Here is a 20,805-nt window from a genome sequence, read left to right as displayed (position 1 = left end):
AGGATGTTGCATGACGGATCACGCGTTGTTACTGGTCAACCTGGGTTCACCGGCGTCCACTTCGGTGGCCGATGTGCGCAGCTACCTCAATCAGTTCCTGATGGACCCTTATGTGATCGACCTGCCGTGGCCGGTACGGCGTTTGCTGGTGTCGTTGATCCTGATCAAGCGTCCCGAGCAATCGGCCCATGCCTACGCCTCGATCTGGTGGGAGGAGGGTTCGCCGCTGGTAGTCCTTAGTCGCCGCCTGCAACAGCAGATGACTGCCCAGTGGACCCAGGGCCCGGTGGAACTGGCGATGCGCTACGGCGAACCGTCGATTGAAAGCGTGCTGACTCGCCTGGCCGCCCAGGGCATCCAGAAAGTCACCCTGGCGCCGTTGTATCCGCAATTTGCCGACAGCACCGTGACCACGGTGATTGAAGAAGCCCAGCGGGTAGTGCGCGAGAAGAAGCTCAAGGTGCAACTCTCGATCCTGCAGCCGTTCTACGATCAGCCGGAATACCTTGATGCCCTGGTGGCCAGTGCCAGGCCGCATTTGCAGCAAGACTTTGATCACCTGTTGTTCAGCTTCCACGGCCTGCCGGAGCGGCACCTGACAAAGCTCAATCCTGGTCATGCATTCGATGGCGCCTCTGACTGCTGCGCAAATGCCTCGCCAGAAGTCCGGGCCACTTGCTATCGCGGGCAATGCTTCAGCGTCGCCCAGGCTTTTGCCGAGCGCATGGGCTTGCCGGATGGCAAGTGGTCGGTGGCATTCCAGTCGCGCCTGGGTCGGGCGAAGTGGATCGAACCCTATACCGAGGCCCGGTTGGAAGCGCTGGCCAAGCAAGGGGTTAAGAAGTTGTTGGTGATGTGCCCGGCGTTTGTCGCGGACTGCATCGAGACCCTCGAAGAAATCGGTGATCGCGGGTTGGAGCAGTTCCGTGAGGCGGGGGGCGAGGAGTTGGTACTGGTGCCGTGCCTTAATGATAATGAGCAGTGGGCGGCGGCGCTCAATACGTTGTGTGAAAGAGCGCCGCTGCAATTGTAGGCGCCGTGGTTACAGGTTGAGGGTCAGGCTGACGGTGAAATTGCGCGGCTCACCGGGGTTGACCCAGTAGTTGCTGTAGGAGCGCTCGTAGTATTTTTCATCGAACAGGTTATTGAGGTTCAGGCCCACCGTGACGTTGTCGCTGGCTTTGTAATGGGCCAGCAGGTCGACGGTGTGATAGGCCGGCAATTGAAAACTGCCACCGGCCTCGCCCGAGCGATCGCCGACGTAGGTGAAGGCGGCGCCCAGATCAGAGCCACGCAGCAGGCCATCCTGAAACTCATACACCCCCAACAGGCTGCCACTGCGCTTGGCCACGCCGAGAATGCGGCTGCCGGCAGGGATGGCCTTGTCGCCCCTGGTGACTTCGGCATCGATGTAGGCAAAGGCGCCAATGACCCGCACAGCGTCGGTTAATTGCCCGGTCAGTTGCAGGTCAAATCCCTGGCTGCGAGCCTTGCCCATGGCGCGGCTGGTGTTGGTGTCCGGGTCCAGGGTGAGGACGTTTTCCTTTTCGATATGGAACGCGGCGAGGGTGGTGCTCAGGCGGTCGTCGAACAGCTCACTCTTGATACCTACTTCGTAGCCCACGTCTTCTTCAGGCTTGAAGGATTTACCGCCAGCGTCCAGGCCATTGTTGGGCTTGAATGAGGTGGAGGCGTTGGCAAACAGACCGACTTGAGGCGTCAGTTGATACAGCAGGCCGGCGCGCTGGGTCAGGGCGTCGTGGGTCTGCTTGCTTTTGGCGTGGTTATGGGTGAAGTCGTCAGTGCTTTGTTCGAAGTGTTCGAAACGCGCGCCGACCATGCCCCGCAGACGGTCAGTGAAGACGATCTGGTCCTGTAGGTTCAGTGCCTGGCTTTTGACCTGTTCGAAGAAGTCGGTGCCGGAGCGGGCGCCGTTGGGTTTGGGCTGGCCGTAGATCGGCTTATAGATGTCGATGGGGTAACTGCCAGCAATGGCGGTCACCCGTTCTTTCTTGCGGTAGTCCTCGTATTCGGTACCGATCAGCAGCTCATGCTGCCAACTGCCAATGTCGAACAGGCCGCGCAGTTCCAGCTGGGTGATGCTGTCGTGCCAACCGGTGGAACGTTCGCGATAACGGCGGTTGATGGTGTGGCCATCGGCGTTCACTGCGCGGTTCTCCGAGGCGTCGCCCCTCAGACTGCCTTGTTTGTAATGGCTGGCCAGGCGTAGTTTCCAGGCATCGTTCAGATGATGCTCAAGGGTCGCTTGCAGGCGGTTGTTGTGGTTGTCGATAGCGCCGTCGTTGGGCTCGCCGAGGAAGGTCGAGCGGGAGACGCCGCTCCAGCGGTTATTGGGGGCGACGATGCCGCGGTCGAAGGTCGAGCTGTGACGCACGAATTCACTTTCCACCAACAGGCGGGTGTCCGGGTCCAGTTGCCAGATGAACGATGGTGCGACGAACACGCGCTTGCTCTGCACGTGATCGCGAAAGCTGTGGTTGTCTTCCACCGCCAGGTTGACCCGCGACAACACGCTGCCTTCGCTGTCCAGCGGGGTATTGATGTCAACCGCGGTGCGGTAGCGATCCCAGCTGCCGGCGCTGGTCTGCACAGTGGTAAAGGCTTCGGGCTGCGGTTTTTTGGTGACGATATTGACGGTGCCGCCGGGGTCACCGCGACCATAAAGGCTGGCGGCAGGGCCCTTGAGCACTTCGATCCGTTCGATATTGGCCGCGTCCGGGGTGCTCGGGTAGCCACGGTTAGCGCTGAAACCGTCCTGGTAGAACTCCGAGGTGGTGAAGCCGCGCACGCTGTATTCGTAGAGGGTCAGGCCGCCGAAGTTGTTCTGCTTGGACACGCCGCCGGCAAACTCCAGGGCACGCTCGACATTGGTGCTGCCCAGGTCCTTGAGCACCGTGGCGGGAATCACGCTGATCGATTGGGGGATATCTCGCAGGGCGGTGTCGGTCTTGGTCGCACTGGCGGAGCGGGTGGCGCGATAGCCCTTGACCGGCTCGGTGGCCGATTCGTAAGCGTCGGCGGTGACGCTGATGGCGTCCAGTTCAACGGTGTTGGTGTCTTCGGCGAACACCGGGTCCACCAGCAGGCCCAGGGCGATGCCTGCCAGTGGAGCAAATTTACGAGACGTCATGGTAGAGCGTTCCAATATCAGTATTGAAACAATATAACATGACTGATGAGAGTGTATCTCTTTTGAGCTTTGCCCTTATTCCTGTTCTTTTACTGGCGCGGGCGGCGGCCGCAACCCGACTTCTGCCGACAGCTTGATCTCTTTGCCGTTGCGCATCACCTGGATGGCAACTTTCTCGGTGGGTTTTATCCGCGCCACCTGGTTCATCGACTTGCGGCCATCGCCAGCCGGTTCGCCGTCGATACTGAGGATCACATCGCCGACCTGCATGCCGGCTTTCTCGGCCGGGCCACCCCGCAGGATCCCCGCGATGACGATTCCTGGCCGCCCTGTCAAACCAAAGGATTCTGACAACTCCTTGGTCAGCGGCTGCACTTCAATCCCCAGCCAGCCACGAATCACTTGGCCGTGCTCGATGATTGACTTCATCACTTCGGTGGCCAGTTTTACCGGGATCGCGAAGCCGATGCCTTGGGAACCACCGGATTTGGAGAAAATTGCGGTGTTGACCCCGGTCAGGTTGCCGCTGGCATCCACCAGCGCGCCGCCGGAGTTGCCGGGGTTGATTGCGGCGTCGGTCTGGATAAAGTCTTCGTAGCTGTTGAGGCCCAGTTGATTGCGCCCGGTGGCGCTGATGATGCCCATGGTCACCGTCTGGCCGACACCAAACGGGTTGCCGATGGCCAATGCGACGTCACCGACCCGCAAGCCTTCGGAGCGGCCGATGGTGATCGACGGCAGGTTCTTCAAATCGATTTTCAGTACTGCGAGATCGGTTTCCGGGTCGCTGCCGACCACGCGGGCCAGGGTTTCCCGGCCATCACGCAGGGCGACGACGATCTGGTCGGCGCCGGTGGTCACGTGGTTGTTGGTGAGAATGTAGCCTTCCGGGCTCATGATCACCCCGGAGCCGAGGCTCGATTCCATGCGCCGCTGCTTGGGCGAGTTGTCACCGAAGAAACGCCGGAACTGCGGGTCTTCAAACAGAGGGTGCGCCGGTTTGTTGATGACTTTGGTGGTGTACAGGTTGACCACGGCGGGCGCTGCGACGGTCACCGCATCGGCATAGGTCACCGGGCCCTGTTGCACCGCGCTGGTTTGCGGTGCCTGTTGCAGGTTGACGTCCAGGCTCGGCAGGCCGACCCATTGGGGATAACGCTGAATAATCAGCGTGGCAATCAGCACGCCGGCCAGCAATGGCCATCCAAAAAAACGCAGTGCCTTGAGCATTAAGCAAATCCTGACAGGTTGCAGGGGGCGCGGGAGCGCCCATAATGTGGCGCATTATACGAGGCCGCGAGCGCCTCTGAACGGGATATTTAGGAGTCTTTTATGGCCGTCGCCCTGAGCACCCTCGTAGAAGAAGCAGATCGCTACCTAGGCAGCGCAAAAATTGCCGATTACTGCCCCAATGGCCTGCAGGTTGAGGGCCGGCCGCAAGTGCTGCGCATCGTCAGCGGCGTGACCGCCAGCCAGGCATTGCTGGACGCAGCGGTTGAAGCCCAGGCCGATCTGGTGCTGGTGCACCACGGTTATTTCTGGAAAGGCGAAAACCCGTGCATCACCGGCATGAAACAGCGCCGCCTCAAGACCTTGCTCAAGCACGACATCAGCTTGCTGGCGTATCACCTGCCTTTGGATCTGCACCCGGAGGTTGGCAACAACGTGCAGCTTGCCAGGCAGTTGGATATCACCGTTGAAGGCCCACTGGACCCGGACAACCTTAAGGTCGTGGGCCTGGTCGGTTCCCTGGCAGAGCCCGTGTCGCCCCGTGACTTCGCTCGCCGCGTGCAGGAAGCCATGGGCCGCGAGCCGTTGTTGATCGAAGGCAGCGAAATGATCCGCCGCGTCGGCTGGTGCACCGGCGGCGGCCAGGGCTACATCGATCAGGCCGTGCTGGCGGGAGTCGATCTGTACCTGAGCGGTGAAGCCTCCGAGCAGACGTTCCATAGTGCTCGGGAAAACGGCATCAGCTTTATTGCAGCCGGGCATCACGCCACCGAGCTCTATGGGGTGCAGGCGTTGGGGGATTACCTGGCAAGGCGCTTTGCCCTGGAGCATATATTCATTGACTGCCCCAACCCGATTTGAGAGCCAAACCCACCGGCATATTCATATATCGTTTCGATCTATCCAGCGCCCTGATTAGAAGCAGGTGCTGTGCTAGCATGCCTCGCTCGAACACGGCCCGTTGGCCGTCCATAAGATCGTTTTCGTGAGTAGCCATGGTCGACAAACTGACGCATCTGAAACAGCTGGAGGCGGAAAGCATCCACATCATCCGCGAGGTCGCCGCCGAGTTCGATAACCCGGTGATGCTCTACTCGATCGGTAAAGACTCCGCCGTGATGCTGCACTTGGCGCGCAAGGCATTCTTCCCCGGCAAGCTGCCGTTTCCGGTGATGCACGTCGACACCCAGTGGAAATTCCAGGAGATGTACACGTTCCGCGACCGTATGGTCGAAGAGCTGGGCCTGGAGCTGATCACCCACGTCAACCCTGACGGTGTGGCGCAAGGCATCAATCCGTTTACCCACGGCAGCGCCAAGCACACCGACATCATGAAGACTGAAGGCCTGAAGCAGGCCCTCGACAAGTATGGTTTCGACGCAGCTTTCGGCGGCGCCCGTCGCGATGAAGAGAAATCCCGTGCCAAAGAGCGCGTGTACTCATTCCGCGACAGTAAGCACCGCTGGGACCCGAAAAACCAGCGCCCTGAGTTGTGGAACGTCTACAACGGCAACGTCAACAAGGGCGAGTCGATCCGTGTGTTCCCGCTGTCCAACTGGACCGAGCTGGACATCTGGCAGTACATCTACCTTGAAGGCATCCCGATCGTGCCGCTGTACTTCGCCGCCGAACGCGATGTGATCGAGAAAAACGGTACGTTGATCATGATCGACGACGACCGCATCCTTGAGTACCTGTCCGACGAAGACAAAGCCCGTATCGTCAAAAAGAAAGTACGTTTCCGTACCCTTGGCTGCTACCCGTTGACGGGCGCGGTGGAGTCCGAGGCTGAAAGCCTGACGGACATCATTCAGGAAATGCTCCTGACGCGAACTTCCGAGCGCCAGGGCCGTGTCATCGACCACGATGGCGCAGGCTCGATGGAAGACAAAAAACGTCAGGGTTATTTCTAAGGGGTTGTCATGTCGCACGTATCTGATTTGATCAGCGAGGACATCCTCGCCTACCTGAGCCAGCACGAACGCAAGGAAATGCTGCGCTTTCTGACCTGTGGCAACGTCGACGACGGCAAGAGCACCCTTATTGGGCGCCTACTGCACGACTCCAAAATGATCTACGAAGACCATCTGGAAGCCATCACCCGCGATTCGAAGAAAGTCGGCACCACCGGTGACGATATCGACCTGGCGTTGCTGGTCGACGGCCTGCAGGCCGAGCGTGAGCAGGGCATCACCATTGATGTGGCTTACCGCTATTTCTCCACTGCCAAGCGTAAATTTATCATCGCCGACACCCCTGGCCATGAGCAGTACACCCGCAACATGGCCACCGGTGCTTCCACCTGTGACCTGGCGATTATCCTGGTGGATGCCCGCTACGGCGTGCAGACCCAGACCCGTCGCCACAGCTTTATCGCCTCGTTGCTGGGCATCAAGCACATCGTCGTCGCGATCAACAAGATGGACCTCAACGGCTTTGATGAAAGCGTGTTCGAGTCGATCAAGGCCGACTACTTGAAGTTTGCCGATGGCATCGCCTTCAAGCCGAGCACCATGACCTTTGTGCCGATGTCGGCGCTCAAGGGCGACAACGTGGTGAACAAGAGCGAGCGCTCGCCCTGGTACACCGGCCAGTCGCTGATGGAGATCCTTGAAACCGTCGAGATCGCCAACGATCGCAACTACACCGACCTGCGTTTCCCGGTGCAGTACGTCAACCGTCCGAACCTGAACTTCCGTGGTTTTGCTGGCACCCTGGCCAGCGGTATCGTGCACAAGGGCGACGAAGTCGTGGTGCTGCCGTCGGGCAAGAGCAGCCGCGTCAAATCCATCGTCACCTTCGAAGGTGAACTGGAACACGCAGGTCCCGGCCAGGCCGTGACCCTGACCATGGAGGACGAGATCGACATCTCCCGTGGCGACCTGCTGGTGCATGCCGACAACGTGCCGCAAGTGACCGACGCCTTCGACGCCATGCTGGTGTGGATGGCTGAAGAACCGATGCTGCCGGGCAAGAAATACGACATCAAGCGCGCCACCAGTTACGTGCCAGGTTCCATTACCAGCATCGTCCACCGTGTCGACGTGAACACCTTGGCCGAAGGCCCGGCCAGTGCCTTGCAGTTGAACGAGATCGGCCGGGTCAAGGTCAGCCTCGATGCCGCCATCGCCCTCGATGGTTATGCCAGCAACCGCACCACGGGTTCGTTCATCGTCATCGACCGTTTGACCAACGGCACCGTCGCGGCAGGCATGATTATCGCCCAGCCGGTGACTCATGGCAGCGCGGCGCAGCACGGCAAGTTGGCCCATGTAGCCACCGAAGAGCGCGCCCAGCGCTTCGGCCAGGAGCCAGCCACCGTGTTGTTCAGCGGCCTGTCCGGCGCGGGCAAAAGCACCTTGGCCTATGCGGTTGAGCGCAAGCTGTTCGACTTGGGCCGTGCGGTGTTTGTGCTCGATGGCCAGAACCTGCGCCATGACCTGAATAAAGGTCTGCCACAAGATCGCGCCGGGCGTACCGAGAACTGGCGTCGTGCCGCCCACGTGGCGCGTCAGTTCAACGAAGCTGGCCTGTTGACCTTGGCCGCCTTCGTCGCCCCGGATTCCGAAGGCCGCGAACAGGCCAAGGCGCTGATTGGTGCTGATCGTCTGCTGACGGTGTATGTGCAGGCGTCGCCGCTGGTATGCGCCGAGCGTGATCCGCAAGGCTTGTATGCGGCGGGCGGGGATAACATCCCTGGCGAGTCCTTCCCGTACGACGTGCCGTTGAACGCCGATCTGGTGATCGACACCCAGGCGTTGTCGCTGGAAGAAAGCGTCAAACAAGTGCTGGAGCTGTTGCGTCAGCGCGGCGCGATCTAAACATCGTCGCTACAAAAGAGCCCGCCACCGATCACTCGGTGGCGGGCTTTTTCATGGCATCAACCTGGATCATTTGTAGGCGCGAGCTTGCTCGCGAAAAACCCGAGAGTGCCGTTGGGTGTCAGGCTAACAGCGTTATCGTTAACGACCATCGCGAGCAAGTTTGCTCCTACAAAGGGCGCGCGGGGAAGTCGCGGTGCAGCTTTTCCAGCAACAGATCCTTCTCTTCCCACAACCCATTGATCCACCCCTGGAACTGCAACCGATACTCCCCATCCTGCTCATAATTTTTGCCAATGAACTCGGCCGGGATCTGCACCTCTTCGAACTGCACCACCACATCCTGCACATTGCCACACAGCAAATCCCAATAGCCGGGCCGCCCGCTAGGGTAGTGAATGGTCACGTTCACCAGCGACTTCAGTTGTTCACCCATGGCATCCAGCACAAACGCAATGCCGCCGGCCTTGGGCTTGAGTAGGTAGCGAAACGGTGATTTCTGCTGGGCATGCTTGCCCTCAGTAAACCGCGTGCCCTCGGCGAAGTTGAAAATGCCCACCGGGTTGTGGCGAAACTTCGCGCAGGTCTTGCGGGTGGTTTCCAGGTCTTTGCCTTTCTTGTCCGGATATTTTTCCAGGTAGGCCTTGGTATAGCGCTTCATGAACGGGAAGCCCAACGCCCACCAGGCCAGTCCGATCACGGGGACCCAGATCAATTGCTGCTTGAGGAAAAACTTCAGCGGGCGAATACGGCGGTTGAGCACGTACTGCAGCACCATGATGTCTACCCAGCTCTGATGGTTGCTGGTTACCAGATAAGAATGCTGATAATCCAGCCCTTCAAGCCCTGTCAGTTGCCAGCGCGTGCGTCGCACCAGATTCATCCAGGCCTTGTTATTACTGATCCACGCTTCGTGAGTGTGATTCATCAGCCACTCGCTGAAGCGCTGGGCGAACGGCAGCACCTTGAACAGCGCCACGATAAACAGGAACGAGCACAGCAGGATCGTGTTCAACGCCAGTAACAGCGAGGCGATCACCCCGCGCACGGCGGGAGGTAGAAAATCCAGCATTTAGACATCCATAGGTCGGTTGGCGGCTTGAATGGCGGTCAGGGCGATGGTGTAGACAATGTCGTCCACCTGGGCCCCACGGGGCAGATCATTGACCGGCTTGCGCAGGCCTTGCAACATCGGGCCAAGGCTCACGCAATCGGCGCTGCGTTGCACCGCCTTGTGGGTGGTGTTGCCGGTGTTCAGGTCCGGGAACACGAACACCGTGGCCTTGCCCGCGACCAGGCTGTTGGGCGCCAGTTGGCGGGCGACGGTTTCGTTGGCAGCGGCGTCGTACTGCAGCGGGCCGTCGATCAGCAGCGAGCTTTGCGCTTCATGGGCGAGCAAGGTGGCTTCGCGGACTTTCTCCACCTCTTCGCCGCTGGCCGAGTCTCCGCTGGAATAGCTGATCATCGCTACGCGCGGGGTGATGCCGAAGGCGGCGGCCGAGTCGGCGCTTTGCAGGGCGATCTCCGCCAGTTCCGCCGCGCTTGGGTGCGGGTTCATCACGCAGTCGCCGTAGACCAGCACCTGCTCGGGGAACAGCATGAAGAATACTGACGACACCAGGGTGCAGCCCGGCGCCGTTTTAATCAGCTGCAGGGCTGGGCGGATGGTGTTGGCGGTGGAGTGGATGACGCCCGAGACCAGGCCGTCGACTTCATCCAGCGCCAGCATCATCGTGGCGATTACCACAGTGTCTTCAAGCTGCTGCTCAGCCATCGGCGCGTTGAGGCTTTTGCTCTTGCGCAAGGCCACCATTGGCTCGACATAACGCTGGCGAATCAGATCAGGGTCAAGAATCTCCAGCCCTTCGGGCAGTTCGATGCCCTGGGCGCGAGCCACTGCTTCCACGTCCGCCGGTTTGGCCAGCAGCACGCATCGGGCAATGCCCCGCGCCTGGCAGATCGCTGCAGCCTGCACAGTCAGCGGTTCGCTGCCTTCCGGCAAAACGATGCGCTTGTTGGCCGCCTGGGCGCGCTGGATCAACTGATAGCGGAACACCGCCGGCGACAGGCGCATTTCCCGTGGCGTACCGCAGCGCTGGTGCAGCCAGCGGGCGTCCAGGTGGCTGGCGACGAAGTCGGTGATGATCTCCGCGCGCTCGCGGTCATCAATCGGGATTTCCTTGTTCAGGCTGTTGAGCTGGTTGGCGGTCTCGTACGAGCCGGTGCTCACCGACAACACAGGCAGCCCGGCCTGGAACGCACCACGGCACAGGTCCATGATCCGAGGGTCGGGCAGGGTGTCGCTGGTCAGCAGCAGGCCGGCCAATGGCACGCCGTTGATGGCGGCGAGGCTGACGGCGAGGATGATGTCGTCGCGATCCCCCGGCGTCACCACCAATACGCCGGGCTTGAGCAGCTCCACGGTATTGCGCATGGTGCGCGCGCAAATGATGATCTTGGTCATGCGCCGAGTTTCGTAATCCCCGGCGTTGAGTATCTGCGCGCCCATCAGGTCGGCGACGTCACGGGTGCGCGGGGCGTTGAGTTCGGGTTGGAAGGGAATGCAACCCAGCAGGCGGAAGTCGCCACTGCGTAGCAACGGCGAATGCTCTTTGAGGCGCGCGGAGAAGGCTTCCATGCTTTCGTCGGTGCGCACCTTGTTGAGGATCACGCCGAGGACTTTCGGGTCCTTCGGCCCGCCGAACAGTTGGGCCTGCAGTTCCACGCGGCCCGATAGCTCGGTGAGCACGTCGTTTTCCGGGGCCGAGACTAGGATCACGTCGGCATCCAGGCTTTTGGCCAGGTGCTGGTTGACCCGAGCCGCATAGCTGGCGCTGCGGGTCGGCACCATGCCTTCGACGATCAGCACGTCCTTGCCCACGGCGGCCTGTTGGTAAAGGGTGATGATTTCTTCCAGCAGCTCATCGAGCTGGCCGTCGCCGAGCATCCGCTCGACATGGGCCAGGCCCAGGGGCTGGGGCGGCTTCAGGCCGTGGGTGCGGGCCACCAGTTCGGTGGAGCGCTCCGGCCCGGTGTCGCCGGGGTGCGGTTGGGCAATCGGTTTGAAAAAGCCGACTTTCAGCCCGGCCCGTTCAAGGGTACGCACCAGCCCAAGGCTGATGGAGGTCAGACCCACACCGAAATCGGTGGGCGCGATAAAAAAAGTCTGCATGCGAATTCTCTGATGGGTTCAAGCCTATGTCTGGCCTGTAACCGAACTTCAATCCCTAAGGTTATCCCTAACTGAGCCTTGCGCGCACCAGCCACAGTCAAAGCGCTGGCCTATTTTTTCCAGGCGTTGTGCACGATCTTCTACCCAGGCCCGGGATTGCCAGGGTGGTTGGTGGCGCAGGTGTTGGGTGTGGCCACAGGAAAGCTCGGCGACCCAATGTTGGTCTTCATCCTGATGAAAACCGATGACCGTCGGGTCTATTGATCGACTCCGTCCGTCCGGGTTCTGTTCGCTTTCGGGCAAATCCTTGTTTAGACTTGTCCGTTCTTCATTCTTATGCAAAAGGTCTCGCCCCATGCTGATCGCCGCCAATAAGGCTGTCTCCATCGACTATACCCTGACCAACGACGCTGGTGAGGTCATCGACAGCTCCGCCGGCGGCGCGCCGCTGGTCTACCTGCAAGGCGCAGGTAACATCATCCCAGGCCTGGAAAAGGCCCTGGAAGGCAAGAAGGTCGGTGATGAACTGACCGTTGCCGTAGAACCTGAAGATGCTTATGGCGAATACGCTGCCGAACTGGTCAGCACCCTGAGCCGCAGCATGTTCGAAGGCGTCGACGAGATGGAAGTGGGCATGCAGTTCCACGCATCCGCTCCGGACGGCCAGATGCAGATCGTCACCATCCGCGACCTGGACGGCGATGACGTTACAGTCGATGGCAACCACCCGCTGGCAGGCCAGCGCCTGACCTTCCAGGTCAAGATCGTTGATGTGCGCGATGCTTCCCAGGAAGAAGTGGCCCACGGCCACGTTCACGGCGAAGGCGGTCACCACCACTGATTGATGGGCTACGCTCTGTCAGTTGGATAAAGGCGCCTTCGGGCGCCTTTTTTAATCGGCGGCTATTATTGCCGACTTGGCGGTTGTAATCTCGAACTGCCGTTTTGCGAAGAACATGGGAAATCGGAGTTCGTCATGAGTGCTTTCCACGACCTTAAACTCAAAGCCCTGGATGGTCAGGAGCTGCCTCTGGCGCCCTTCAAGGGGCAAGTCGTGCTGGTGGTCAACGTGGCCTCCAAGTGTGGTTTGACACCGCAATATGCGGCGCTGGAAAACCTCTACCAGCAATACAAAGACCAGGGTTTTACCGTGCTGGGTCTGCCGTGCAATCAATTTGCCGGCCAGGAGCCAGGCACCGAGGAAGAAATCCAGGCGTTTTGCAGCCTCAACTACGGCGTGACTTTTCCGTTGGGCAGCAAGCTTGAGGTCAATGGCCCTGAGCGTCACCAGTTGTACCGGCTGCTGGCGGGCGAGGGTGCGGAGTTTCCTGGGGATGTCACCTGGAACTTCGAAAAATTCCTGTTGGGCAAAGATGGTCGGGTATTGGCGCGCTTCTCACCGCGTACTGCACCTGATGATCCGACCGTGGTCCAGGCCATCGAGAAAGCCCTGAGCTGAACACAGCCTCACAAGGGGCGAGCAAGCTCGCTCCAACAATAATTGTCCTGCTTTTACCCTTTAATCACTGCAATCAATAGTGCTGTTCAGCACAACGCGCGCTCCATATTATCCTTGTCATAAAATCCTTCTCCCGTGGAGTGCTCCCATGCCTGTCCAAGCTCTGTTCAAACCCTTCCAGCTCGGTGCACTGCAACTGTCGACCCGCGTGGTCATGGCGCCGATGACCCGCTCGTTTTCACCGGGCGGCGTACCTAATTCCAAGGTGATTGAGTACTACCGCCGTCGTGCTGCCGCGGGTGTGGGCCTGATCATCACCGAAGGCACCGTGGTCGGGCATCAAGCCTCCAACGGTTACCCGAACGTCCCGCACTTCTACGGCGAAGCAGCGCTGGCCGGCTGGAAAAAAGTGGTCGATGCCGTGCACGCCGAAGGCGGCAAAATAGTCCCGCAGCTGTGGCATGTGGGTAGCGTGCGCCGCATCGGCACTGAGCCTGATGCCAGCGTGCCGGCTTATGGTCCGACCGAAAAGCTCAAGGACGGCAACGTTGTGGTCCATGGCATGACGGTCCAGGACATCAAGGAAGTCATCGCCGCCTTCGCCCAGGCCGCCAAGGATGCGCAGAACATCGGTATGGACGGCGTGGAAATCCACGGTGCCCACGGTTACCTGGTGGACCAGTTCTTCTGGGAAGGCAGCAACCAGCGCACCGACGAATACGGTGGCAGCCTGGCTAACCGCTCGCGGTTTGCCATCGAGTTGATTCAAGCGACCCGCGCCGCAGTGGGACCGGACTTCCCGATCATTTTGCGTTTCTCCCAGTGGAAGCAGCAGGATTACACCGCGCGCCTAGTGCAAACCCCTGAAGCGCTGGGTGAGTTCCTCAAGCCGCTGTCCGACGCGGGCGTGGATATTTTCCACTGTTCCACCCGCCGTTTCTGGGAGCCAGAGTTCGAAGGCTCCGAACTGAACCTGGCCGGCTGGACCCGCAAGCTCACCGGCAAGCCAACCATCACCGTGGGCAGCGTCGGCCTGGACGGCGAGTTCCTGCAATTTATGGTCAACACCGACAAGATCGCGCAGCCGGCAAGCTTGGAAAAGCTCCTGGAACGTCTGAACAACGATGAGTTCGATCTGGTAGCCGTCGGCCGTGCGCTGCTGGTGGACCCGGACTGGGCGGTGAAGGTGCGCGAAGGGCGTGAGGGCGATATTTTGCCGTTCAGCCGTGAAGCGTTGACTACTTTGGTGTAAGTGGCGGCAGGACGGGCAGTTGCTGCCCGTCCTCACACACCCCGCGCAACTGTCGTTCAAACTGCTCGATAATCGCTGGCCAACCCTGCCGACTGGCATGCTGCCTTGCATTGAGCCGCACCCGCCGCAAACTCTCGTGTTCTTCCAGTAGCCAGTTGGCCGCGTCGCAAAACGCTTCCTCATCCCCTGGCATCGCCAGCACGCCACTGTAGCCATGGCGAATATGCTGGGTGGCGGCCGCCTGGTCGTAAGCCACCACACCGAGCCCTGAAGCCATGCCTTCCAGCACCACATTGCCGAAGGTTTCGGTCAGGCTGGGAAACAGAAACAGATCCCCCGAGGCATAGTGCCGAGCCAGCTCCTCGCCGCGTTGAGTACCGCAAAAAATTGCCTCGGGCAGCGCTTTTCTCAGCATTTCTCGTTGGGGCCCGTCACCGACGATGATCAGCTTTAGCTGCCGCTGTGGATAAGTGGCCTGCAGCGAATCGAAGCAGCGTTTGAGCAGCCCCAGGTTTTTCTCTGGTGCGAGGCGTCCGACATGCAGCACCGCAATGTCCTCGTTCCCCAGGCCCCAGCGTTCGCGCAAGGCATTGTCGCGCTTGGCCGGATGAAACAACTGACTGTCGACGCCCCGTGACAACAGTTCCAGGCGCTCGAAGTGACGGCGCTCCAGTTCCAGGCGCTGACTGACGCTGGGAACCAGGGTCAGGGTCGAGCGGTTGTGAAACCAGCGCAAGTAGTGGGTCAACACCCGGCTCAACATGCCCAGGCCATATTGGCGGGTGTACTGCTGGAAGTTGGTGTGAAAACCGCTGACCACGCTGATTCCCAAACGCCGTGCCGCACGCAGTGCCGATAAGCCCAGCGGGCCTTCGGTGGCGATGTACAACACATCCGGGCGTTGGCGCTTCCAGCGGCGCAGCAGCTTGTGCATCGACGATTGCCCCCATTGCAGGCCTGGATACCCAGGCAGCGGCCAGCCGCGACACAGCAATAGGCTCTCGTCACTGGCACGGCTTTGGTCGCTGCCCTGGCGCGGTCGGACCAGTTCCACCTGATGCCCGCGCGCGCGCAGGCCGTCACACAGGCGGCCAAGGGTATTGGCCACCCCGTTGATCTCCGGTGGGAAGGTTTCAGTAATGAGGGTGATGTGCAGGGAAGCTGTCGTCATGACGCCAGTGTCGGCGCGGGCCATGTCGTCATTGTGTCATTAAGATGATGGATTTATGACGGCGTGGCCCGGCAACTGGATCAGTTAAACGGTGTCTTCGCCGGTTGCACCGGCAAGATAGGTTCGCTGGCGGCTACGGCTCCCCTGGCCTCGCCTCCCAGCATCAATCCGAGCATCAATCCGAGCATCAGCATCAACGGTCTGTACAGGGTGCGCTTCCCACAGGCTTATAGTTTTAATAAACGTGTGCCGGGTGTGCAATGCTGTTTACTTAAGCTCGGTGCTTCAGGTACATCCGCATTTGTGGCGAGGGGGCTTGCCCCCGTTGGACTGCGCAGCAGTCCCATTTTGGGGCCGCTTCGCGACCCAACGGGGGTAAACCCCCTCGCCACAGGTTTCTTGCTCACCTCAAGATTTTCTTAAGTGAACAGCATTGGTGCCAGATGTGGGATTGTCACCATGATCCAGATCAATCAAGCAGGTCAGCGCTTTTCCACCGTCATCGCCTCGGCGCCGCGCTCACGCACCCAGAACAAGGTCGCCCCGGCCACCGCCGCTGGCATCATCAGCAGGTTGACCACCGGGATCAGCAACACCAAGTAGACGATCCCGCCAAAACTCATGCTCTGCCAGCGTTTTTCACGCAGCCAGGCGAGCATTTCGTTCCAGCCCAGTTTGTGGTTGTCCGCCGGGTAGTCGATGTATTGGATTGCCATCATCCACACCCCAAACAGCAGCCACAGCGGTGCGGCCACCAGGTTGACCACCGGAATGAACGACAGGATAAACAGGCCGATGGCCCGCGGCAGGAAGTAGCCCAGCTTACGCATTTCCCGGGCCAGGGTGCGTGGGACCATGGCGAACAGCTCGGCCCAGCTGAAGGCCGGGAAGTCATCGGTGCCACGCACCACCACTTCGACCTTTTCCGCGAGAAAGCCGTTGAACGGTGCGGCAATGATGTTGGCAAGCATGGTGAAGGTGAAGAACACCATCAGCACCACCAGCACCACGAATAGCGGCCATAGGAGATAATTCAGGAAGCTCAGCCAGCTTGGCAGGGTCGGCATCAGCGTATCGACCCACAGGCTGAACTGATGGCCGGCCAAATAGATCAATCCGACGAACAGTATCAGGTTGATCGCCAGGGGCAGCAGGACGAACAGGCGCAGGCCTGGGCTGAGGATCAGTTTGAGACCTTCGCGCAGGTATTGTGGGCCTGAGAGGACGGGGGCGGGCATGGATGACTCCGGGCAAGGTGACGAACGCGCTGACCTTACCGGCTTTGCATTCAAGGCGAAAGCACGGCCGGTACGTCGACATTAACGGTAACAAACCGGTTGATTAATAGGCGTGGCAGCATAGAGACCACCTATGAGCTGGATTGTTATTCCGTATTTCCTTAATCTTGCCCCCCTCGATACGCTACACCCATTATTTTTCAGGGCCTGCGAGTTCAAGCCTTCCCCAAGTGCTTCGCAGTCCTTTTTTATTCCAGCCGGTCTGCCGGCGTTCCGCTCAAGTATCTCGGGGCGGTCGATAGGAGTGAGTCATGTCTGAAGTCCGTCATTCGCGAGTGATTATTCTCGGTTCCGGCCCTGCCGGTTACAGCGCTGCCGTCTACGCTGCCCGTGCCAACCTCAAGCCGCTGTTGATCACCGGCATGCAAGCGGGCGGTCAGTTGACCACCACCACCGAAGTCGACAACTGGCCGGGCGACGTCCATGGCCTGACCGGTCCGGTGCTGATGGAGCGCATGAAAGAACACGCCGAACGCTTTGAGACCGAGATCGTCTTTGACCACATTAACGCGGTCGACTTCTCGAAAAAGCCTTACAGCCTGACCGGCGACAACGGCGTCTACACCTGTGACGCGCTGATCATCGCCACTGGCGCCAGTGCCCGCTACCTGGGCCTGCCGTCAGAAGAAGCGTTCATGGGCAAGGGCGTTTCCGCTTGCGCCACCTGCGACGGTTTCTTCTATCGCAACAAACCGGTTGCCGTAGTCGGTGGCGGCAACACTGCCGTGGAAGAGGCGCTGTACCTGGCCAATATCGCCAGCACCGTGACCCTGGTTCACCGTCGCGAGACCTTCCGCGCCGAGAAGATCCTGATCGACAAGCTGCATGCCCGGGTTGCTGAAGGCAAGATCATCCTCAAGCTCAACGCCACCCTGGATGAAGTCCTGGGCGACAACATGGGCGTGACCGGTGCTCGCCTGAAAAACAACGATGGCAGTTTCGACGAACTGACCGTCGACGGCGTGTTCATCGCCATCGGCCACACCCCGAACACCTCGTTGTTCGAAGGTATGCTGACCGCCAAAGACGGTTACCTGGTGGTGCAGGGCGGCCGTGAAGGCAACGCCACTGCGACCAACATCGAAGGCATCTTTGCCGCCGGTGATGTGGCTGACCATATTTACCGCCAGGCCATTACGTCCGCCGGCGCCGGTTGCATGGCAGCACTGGATGCCGAGCGTTACCTCGACGGGTTGAAGGACGCTACGTTCTAAATCGTTGAAATGAAAAAAAACCGGCGAAAGCCGGTTTTTTTATGTGAGCGATCTGATGATCTGATCGTTCCCACGCAGGGCGTGGGAACGATCATTCAGCGGCGAGTCAGAGGCTGTGTGGCAAACTTCACGCCCGCCAACCCATGTTCAATCAATGCACGAATATTGCCATGGTCACTGCCCTCAGGCGTGGCCAGCACCGACCGGTAATGCTCGCCAAACGCCAGCAGTGTTTCCTGATCGCTCAAGCCTTCCAACAAGGCCAGGCCCAGGGTCTTGCAAGAACCTTCGTTCTGCCCTGCAGCGTTTTCCACACTGGCGTTGGTGAAGGCCTGTGGCTGGTAATCGTAGCCGGCGGCGACAAAGGCCAAGGTGTCGGCCAAGACGTGTTCGCCGCTATTGAGGCTGGCGCGGAGGGTGTTCAGGTCAGTCATGGGTTTTTCCCTTGGCGAACGCCGCGTGCTGTTCGGCGCTGGCTTCTTGCTGGTATTGGGCTTTCCATTCGGCGTACGGCATGCCGTACACCACTTCACGGGCGTCATCGAGGCTGACCTCGATCTGGCGCTCATCGGCCTCGGCCTTGTACCACTTGGACAGGCAGTTGCGACAGAACCCGGCGAGGTTCATCAGGTCGATGTTCTGTACATCCTTGCGGCTGTCCAGGTGTGCGACCAGTCGGCGAAAGGCGGCGGCTTCGAGTTCAAGGCGTTGTTGATCGTTCATAATGCTCACTGCGAATGTAAGGGGTTAGCGACTCGCCGCGAGGGTGATCGACACCGACTCGGCAAAACGCAACGCATGGGGCTTGTCGACTTCGACTTCGGCATACAGCACCGACTCGTTGCTCATCACCAGGTCCAGCAGTTCCTGGGTCAGGCGCTCCAGCAGGGCAAAGCGATTACCCTCCACGTGGGCAATGATGGCCTTGGTGATGGTGCGGTAGTTCAACGCGTGGTCGATATCGTTGTCGCGTACGGCTTTCTGGGCGGCATACAGGATGGTCAGGTTGATCAACACATCCTGCTTGTTGAGGATTTCATCCTCGTTGATCCCGATAAAGGTACGCAGGCACAGGTCCTTGACCCGGATGCGCGCCATGCCTGGCTGAAGTTGTGGCATTGCTACTTGCTCCGTCCAATCAGTTGCAGGAACTCCATGCGGGTGGTGTTCGACTCGCGGAAGGCGCCGAGCATCACCGAGGTGTTCATGGTTGAATTCTGTTTTTCCACGCCGCGCATCATCATGCACATGTGCTGGGCTTCGATCACCACCGCCACGCCAGCGGCCTGGGTAACGTCCTGGATAGCGTCGGCGATTTCCCGTGTGAGGTTTTCCTGAATCTGCAGGCGTCGGGCGAACATGTCCACGAGGCGCGCAATCTTCGACAGCCCCAGCACCTTGCCCGTCGGAATATAGGCCACATGGGCCTTGCCGATAAAGGGCAGCAGGTGATGCTCGCACAGGGAATACAACTCGATGTTGGCGACGATCACCATTTCGTCACTGTCGGAAGCGAACAACGCGCCGTTGACGATCTCATCAATGCTCTGGGTGTAGCCATGACACAGGTACTGCATGGCCTTGGCCGCGCGTTTTGGCGTGTCGAGCAAGCCTTCGCGTTCCGGGTCTTCACCCAGGCCCTTGAGAATCTCACGGTAGTGCTGAGGCAGGGATAAAGTCATACAGCATCCTCGCAAACGGCTTATTTGATGTGTCGCCCGCCGTTGACGGTCAGGGTCGTTCCGGTGATATAAGGGTTATCCAGCAGGTAACGCACGCTCTGGTAAATCACTTCGGGACCGGGCTCGATGCCCAGTACCGACTTGCCTAGGACCTTGGCGCGGTAGGCCGCGTCGTCGTCTTCGTTGAACATCACCATTGCCGGCGCGATGCCGTTGACCTTGATCTGCGGCGCGTATTTGGCGGCAAAGGATAAGGTCAGGCTGTCGAGCCCGGCCTTGGTGGCGCAATAGGCGATGTGCTGGCGGCTGCCCTTGCGGGTCACGTCGTCGCTGATGTGCAGGATATCGGCCGGTATGGAACGTTGCAGCAAGTGCGCACAATGAAGGTTGATCAGGTACGGCGCAAGCATGTGCACGCTGAACATGTCAGCAAAGGCCCGGCTTTCATCGCCCGGCGTTTCCGCTTCCCAGGCCGAGGCATTATGAATGATCGCGCGCAGGCTGCTGGTATGAGCGTTCAGTTCATCGATGAAGGCAAGGATGCCGGCCTCGCAGGAGAAGTCGGCAAACAAGGCAATCGCGCCGCGATCACGCAGGGTCTGTACGCCGGGACGTTCGCTGCGATAGCTGAAAATCACCGGCTGCCCCTCGTCCAGCAGGCGTAAAGCGCAATGCAGGCCGACACGCTGGCCGGCACCGGTGATCAGGATCGGGGCGGGAGATGAGGTCATGGGAGGCTCGGGTCGCTGGGAGGCTAAAACTATACCAGCGACCGGCCAGTTGCGGACTAGCTCAAACCGCTGCTTCAGTGGGTTTTACCCGCAATGGCGCAGGATGTAACCAACTGGCCAGCAGATGAGTCGACAGCGGAATAAAGAGGTAGACCATCAACGGCGTCAGCGCCAGGGTGCTGACCAGTACGCGACTCAATAGCCCCAGTTCGGCGAGCAACGGCTCAAGCCCGAAATTGAACAGTAGCGACACCGGGAAAAATGCCAGCCAGATGGCAACTGCCTGCTTCCAGCGCGGGGGGCGTTGGCCGATCGCGCCAAACCAGCCGTCCATGCCACGGACTCGATGTTCCGACGGGTCGGCGAACAACTCGCTGCCACGGCCGAGCCAGGCGCTGCGCGAGGCGGAGAACTCCCAGGCATGCAGGGTCTGCTCATTGGCAAAACGGAAGATGATCTGGAATTCGTCGTCATCGGGAGGCGGTGCAAGCACGCCGGAGCCCAGATAACCGGGGAAGTCAGTGGCCAATTGCTCGCCTTCGCGCAACCAGACCATCAAGTCTTGATAGCGACCTTTGGCCACGCGGCGCGCGACCATCAAGGTAACGGGTAGGGTAGACATTG

General features: G+C 59.9%; 21 protein-coding genes. 8 read left to right on the top strand and 13 right to left on the bottom strand.

Annotated features, from left to right (window positions below):
- The first annotated feature begins 10 nt into the window (after nt 1-10).
- Nucleotides 11-1,033 (top strand): ferrochelatase, encoded by a 1,023-nt coding sequence (gene hemH / locus FQ182_RS11810; RefSeq protein WP_149411730.1) that lies wholly within the window; start codon nt 11-13, stop codon nt 1,031-1,033.
- 9 nt (nt 1,034-1,042) lie between these two features.
- On the opposite strand, the gene FQ182_RS11805 is transcribed toward hemH, so the two are convergent.
- Together FQ182_RS11805 and algW are read right to left on the bottom strand one after the other, a co-directional pair.
- Nucleotides 1,043-3,151, bottom strand: coding sequence for a TonB-dependent siderophore receptor (locus FQ182_RS11805; RefSeq protein WP_149411729.1), 2,109 nt, complete (start codon nt 3,149-3,151; stop codon nt 1,043-1,045).
- Nucleotides 3,152-3,226: 75 nt separating this feature from the next.
- A complete protein-coding gene (algW, locus tag FQ182_RS11800; RefSeq protein ID WP_149411728.1) occupies nt 3,227-4,381 on the bottom strand; it encodes a Do family serine endopeptidase AlgW in 1,155 nt (384 codons plus the stop codon).
- Nucleotides 4,382-4,483: 102 nt separating this feature from the next.
- Between algW and FQ182_RS11795 the strand changes: the two genes are divergently transcribed.
- The 3 genes from FQ182_RS11795 (at nt 4,484) to cysN (ending at nt 8,202) form a co-directional block, all read left to right on the top strand.
- Nucleotides 4,484-5,242, top strand: a complete 759-nt coding sequence (locus FQ182_RS11795; RefSeq protein WP_149411727.1) for a Nif3-like dinuclear metal center hexameric protein — start codon at nt 4,484-4,486, stop codon at nt 5,240-5,242.
- A gap of 134 nt (nt 5,243-5,376) precedes the next feature.
- Entirely contained in the window at nt 5,377-6,294 is a 918-nt protein-coding gene (gene cysD, locus FQ182_RS11790) for a sulfate adenylyltransferase subunit CysD (protein ID WP_149411726.1), read from the top strand.
- 9 nt (nt 6,295-6,303) lie between these two features.
- Nucleotides 6,304-8,202 (top strand): sulfate adenylyltransferase subunit CysN, encoded by a 1,899-nt coding sequence (gene cysN / locus FQ182_RS11785; RefSeq protein WP_149411725.1) that lies wholly within the window; start codon nt 6,304-6,306, stop codon nt 8,200-8,202.
- Nucleotides 8,203-8,371: 169 nt separating this feature from the next.
- On the opposite strand, the gene FQ182_RS11780 is transcribed toward cysN, so the two are convergent.
- Genes FQ182_RS11780 through FQ182_RS11770 form a run of 3 tightly spaced genes read right to left on the bottom strand, consistent with a single transcriptional unit; the run spans nt 8,372 to nt 11,731 of the window.
- Nucleotides 8,372-9,274, bottom strand: a complete 903-nt coding sequence (locus tag FQ182_RS11780; protein WP_149411724.1) for an acyltransferase — start codon at nt 9,272-9,274, stop codon at nt 8,372-8,374.
- On the bottom strand, nt 9,275-11,374 hold the full coding sequence (gene pta, locus FQ182_RS11775) for a phosphate acetyltransferase (RefSeq protein WP_149411723.1): 2,100 nt from the start codon (nt 11,372-11,374) through the stop codon (nt 9,275-9,277).
- 48 nt (nt 11,375-11,422) lie between these two features.
- Entirely contained in the window at nt 11,423-11,731 is a 309-nt protein-coding gene (locus tag FQ182_RS11770) for a DUF3565 domain-containing protein (protein WP_149411800.1), read from the bottom strand.
- Here FQ182_RS11770 and FQ182_RS11765 point away from each other — a divergent pair.
- The 3 genes from FQ182_RS11765 (at nt 11,730) to FQ182_RS11755 (ending at nt 14,085) form a co-directional block, all read left to right on the top strand.
- Nucleotides 11,730-12,215: a peptidylprolyl isomerase gene (locus FQ182_RS11765; protein ID WP_149411722.1), complete on the top strand. Its 486-nt coding sequence runs from the start codon at nt 11,730-11,732 to the stop codon at nt 12,213-12,215. The genes FQ182_RS11770 and FQ182_RS11765 overlap by 2 nt on opposite strands.
- 135 nt (nt 12,216-12,350) lie before the next feature.
- On the top strand, nt 12,351-12,833 hold the full coding sequence (locus FQ182_RS11760; protein WP_149411721.1) for a glutathione peroxidase: 483 nt from the start codon (nt 12,351-12,353) through the stop codon (nt 12,831-12,833).
- A gap of 148 nt (nt 12,834-12,981) precedes the next feature.
- Nucleotides 12,982-14,085 (top strand): NADH:flavin oxidoreductase, encoded by a 1,104-nt coding sequence (locus tag FQ182_RS11755; protein WP_149411720.1) that lies wholly within the window; start codon nt 12,982-12,984, stop codon nt 14,083-14,085.
- Here the strand turns inward: FQ182_RS11755 and FQ182_RS11750 are convergent.
- A complete protein-coding gene (locus tag FQ182_RS11750; protein ID WP_149411799.1) occupies nt 14,072-15,256 on the bottom strand; it encodes a glycosyltransferase family 1 protein in 1,185 nt (394 codons plus the stop codon). The two genes, FQ182_RS11755 and FQ182_RS11750, sit on opposite strands and share 14 nt — an antisense overlap.
- Nucleotides 15,257-15,738: 482 nt before the next feature.
- On the bottom strand, nt 15,739-16,494 hold the full coding sequence (gene cysZ, locus FQ182_RS11740) for a sulfate transporter CysZ (RefSeq protein ID WP_149411719.1): 756 nt from the start codon (nt 16,492-16,494) through the stop codon (nt 15,739-15,741).
- Nucleotides 16,495-16,805: 311 nt separating this feature from the next.
- Between cysZ and trxB the strand changes: the two genes are divergently transcribed.
- On the top strand, nt 16,806-17,768 hold the full coding sequence (gene trxB, locus FQ182_RS11730; protein WP_149411718.1) for a thioredoxin-disulfide reductase: 963 nt from the start codon (nt 16,806-16,808) through the stop codon (nt 17,766-17,768).
- 95 nt (nt 17,769-17,863) lie between these two features.
- Here the strand turns inward: trxB and FQ182_RS11725 are convergent, their stop codons facing one another.
- The 6 genes from FQ182_RS11725 to FQ182_RS11700 form a co-directional block, all read right to left on the bottom strand.
- The gene (locus tag FQ182_RS11725) at nt 17,864-18,202 is read right to left on the bottom strand and encodes a HopJ type III effector protein (RefSeq protein ID WP_149411717.1); all 339 of its coding nucleotides are present in this window, start codon (nt 18,200-18,202) and stop codon (nt 17,864-17,866) included.
- Nucleotides 18,195-18,491, bottom strand: a complete 297-nt coding sequence (locus FQ182_RS11720; RefSeq protein ID WP_133101987.1) for a DUF1244 domain-containing protein — start codon at nt 18,489-18,491, stop codon at nt 18,195-18,197. The genes FQ182_RS11725 and FQ182_RS11720 overlap by 8 nt, the downstream gene beginning before the upstream one ends.
- A 24-nt stretch (nt 18,492-18,515) precedes the next feature.
- Nucleotides 18,516-18,887: a dihydroneopterin triphosphate 2'-epimerase gene (gene folX, locus FQ182_RS11715; protein WP_149411716.1), complete on the bottom strand. Its 372-nt coding sequence runs from the start codon at nt 18,885-18,887 to the stop codon at nt 18,516-18,518.
- 2 nt (nt 18,888-18,889) lie between these two features.
- Nucleotides 18,890-19,450, bottom strand: a complete 561-nt coding sequence (folE, locus tag FQ182_RS11710; RefSeq protein ID WP_133101988.1) for a GTP cyclohydrolase I FolE — start codon at nt 19,448-19,450, stop codon at nt 18,890-18,892.
- A gap of 20 nt (nt 19,451-19,470) precedes the next feature.
- Nucleotides 19,471-20,181 carry a dihydromonapterin reductase gene (gene folM / locus FQ182_RS11705; RefSeq protein WP_149411715.1) on the bottom strand — a complete coding sequence of 237 codons (711 nt, stop codon included), beginning with the start codon at nt 20,179-20,181 and terminating at the stop codon, nt 19,471-19,473.
- Nucleotides 20,182-20,242: 61 nt separating this feature from the next.
- Nucleotides 20,243-20,803, bottom strand: a complete 561-nt coding sequence (locus FQ182_RS11700; protein ID WP_149411714.1) for an antibiotic biosynthesis monooxygenase — start codon at nt 20,801-20,803, stop codon at nt 20,243-20,245.
- Between the last annotated feature and the right edge of the window lie 2 nt (nt 20,804-20,805).

Source organism: Pseudomonas sp. ANT_H4 (assembly GCF_008369295.1).
Classification (GTDB): domain Bacteria; phylum Pseudomonadota; class Gammaproteobacteria; order Pseudomonadales; family Pseudomonadaceae; genus Aquipseudomonas.
The sequence above is the reverse complement of the archived record's forward strand: the minus strand, read 5'-3'. Positions and strand labels throughout refer to the sequence as shown.

Coding starts and splice junctions, on each gene's coding strand:
- hemH (WP_149411730.1), top strand. CDS start 11: ATGACGGATCACGCGTTGTTACTGGTCAACCTGGGTTCACCGGCGTCC.
- FQ182_RS11805 (WP_149411729.1), bottom strand. CDS start 3,151: ATGACGTCTCGTAAATTTGCTCCACTGGCAGGCATCGCCCTGGGCCTG.
- algW (WP_149411728.1), bottom strand. CDS start 4,381: ATGCTCAAGGCACTGCGTTTTTTTGGATGGCCATTGCTGGCCGGCGTG.
- FQ182_RS11795 (WP_149411727.1), top strand. CDS start 4,484: ATGGCCGTCGCCCTGAGCACCCTCGTAGAAGAAGCAGATCGCTACCTA.
- cysD (WP_149411726.1), top strand. CDS start 5,377: ATGGTCGACAAACTGACGCATCTGAAACAGCTGGAGGCGGAAAGCATC.
- cysN (WP_149411725.1), top strand. CDS start 6,304: ATGTCGCACGTATCTGATTTGATCAGCGAGGACATCCTCGCCTACCTG.
- FQ182_RS11780 (WP_149411724.1), bottom strand. CDS start 9,274: ATGCTGGATTTTCTACCTCCCGCCGTGCGCGGGGTGATCGCCTCGCTG.
- pta (WP_149411723.1), bottom strand. CDS start 11,374: ATGCAGACTTTTTTTATCGCGCCCACCGATTTCGGTGTGGGTCTGACC.
- FQ182_RS11765 (WP_149411722.1), top strand. CDS start 11,730: ATGCTGATCGCCGCCAATAAGGCTGTCTCCATCGACTATACCCTGACC.
- FQ182_RS11770 (WP_149411800.1), bottom strand. CDS start 11,731: ATGGGGCGAGACCTTTTGCATAAGAATGAAGAACGGACAAGTCTAAAC.
- FQ182_RS11760 (WP_149411721.1), top strand. CDS start 12,351: ATGAGTGCTTTCCACGACCTTAAACTCAAAGCCCTGGATGGTCAGGAG.
- FQ182_RS11755 (WP_149411720.1), top strand. CDS start 12,982: ATGCCTGTCCAAGCTCTGTTCAAACCCTTCCAGCTCGGTGCACTGCAA.
- FQ182_RS11750 (WP_149411799.1), bottom strand. CDS start 15,256: ATGACGACAGCTTCCCTGCACATCACCCTCATTACTGAAACCTTCCCA.
- cysZ (WP_149411719.1), bottom strand. CDS start 16,494: ATGCCCGCCCCCGTCCTCTCAGGCCCACAATACCTGCGCGAAGGTCTC.
- trxB (WP_149411718.1), top strand. CDS start 16,806: ATGTCTGAAGTCCGTCATTCGCGAGTGATTATTCTCGGTTCCGGCCCT.
- FQ182_RS11725 (WP_149411717.1), bottom strand. CDS start 18,202: ATGACTGACCTGAACACCCTCCGCGCCAGCCTCAATAGCGGCGAACAC.
- FQ182_RS11720 (WP_133101987.1), bottom strand. CDS start 18,491: ATGAACGATCAACAACGCCTTGAACTCGAAGCCGCCGCCTTTCGCCGA.
- folX (WP_149411716.1), bottom strand. CDS start 18,887: ATGCCACAACTTCAGCCAGGCATGGCGCGCATCCGGGTCAAGGACCTG.
- folE (WP_133101988.1), bottom strand. CDS start 19,450: ATGACTTTATCCCTGCCTCAGCACTACCGTGAGATTCTCAAGGGCCTG.
- folM (WP_149411715.1), bottom strand. CDS start 20,181: ATGACCTCATCTCCCGCCCCGATCCTGATCACCGGTGCCGGCCAGCGT.
- FQ182_RS11700 (WP_149411714.1), bottom strand. CDS start 20,803: ATGTCTACCCTACCCGTTACCTTGATGGTCGCGCGCCGCGTGGCCAAA.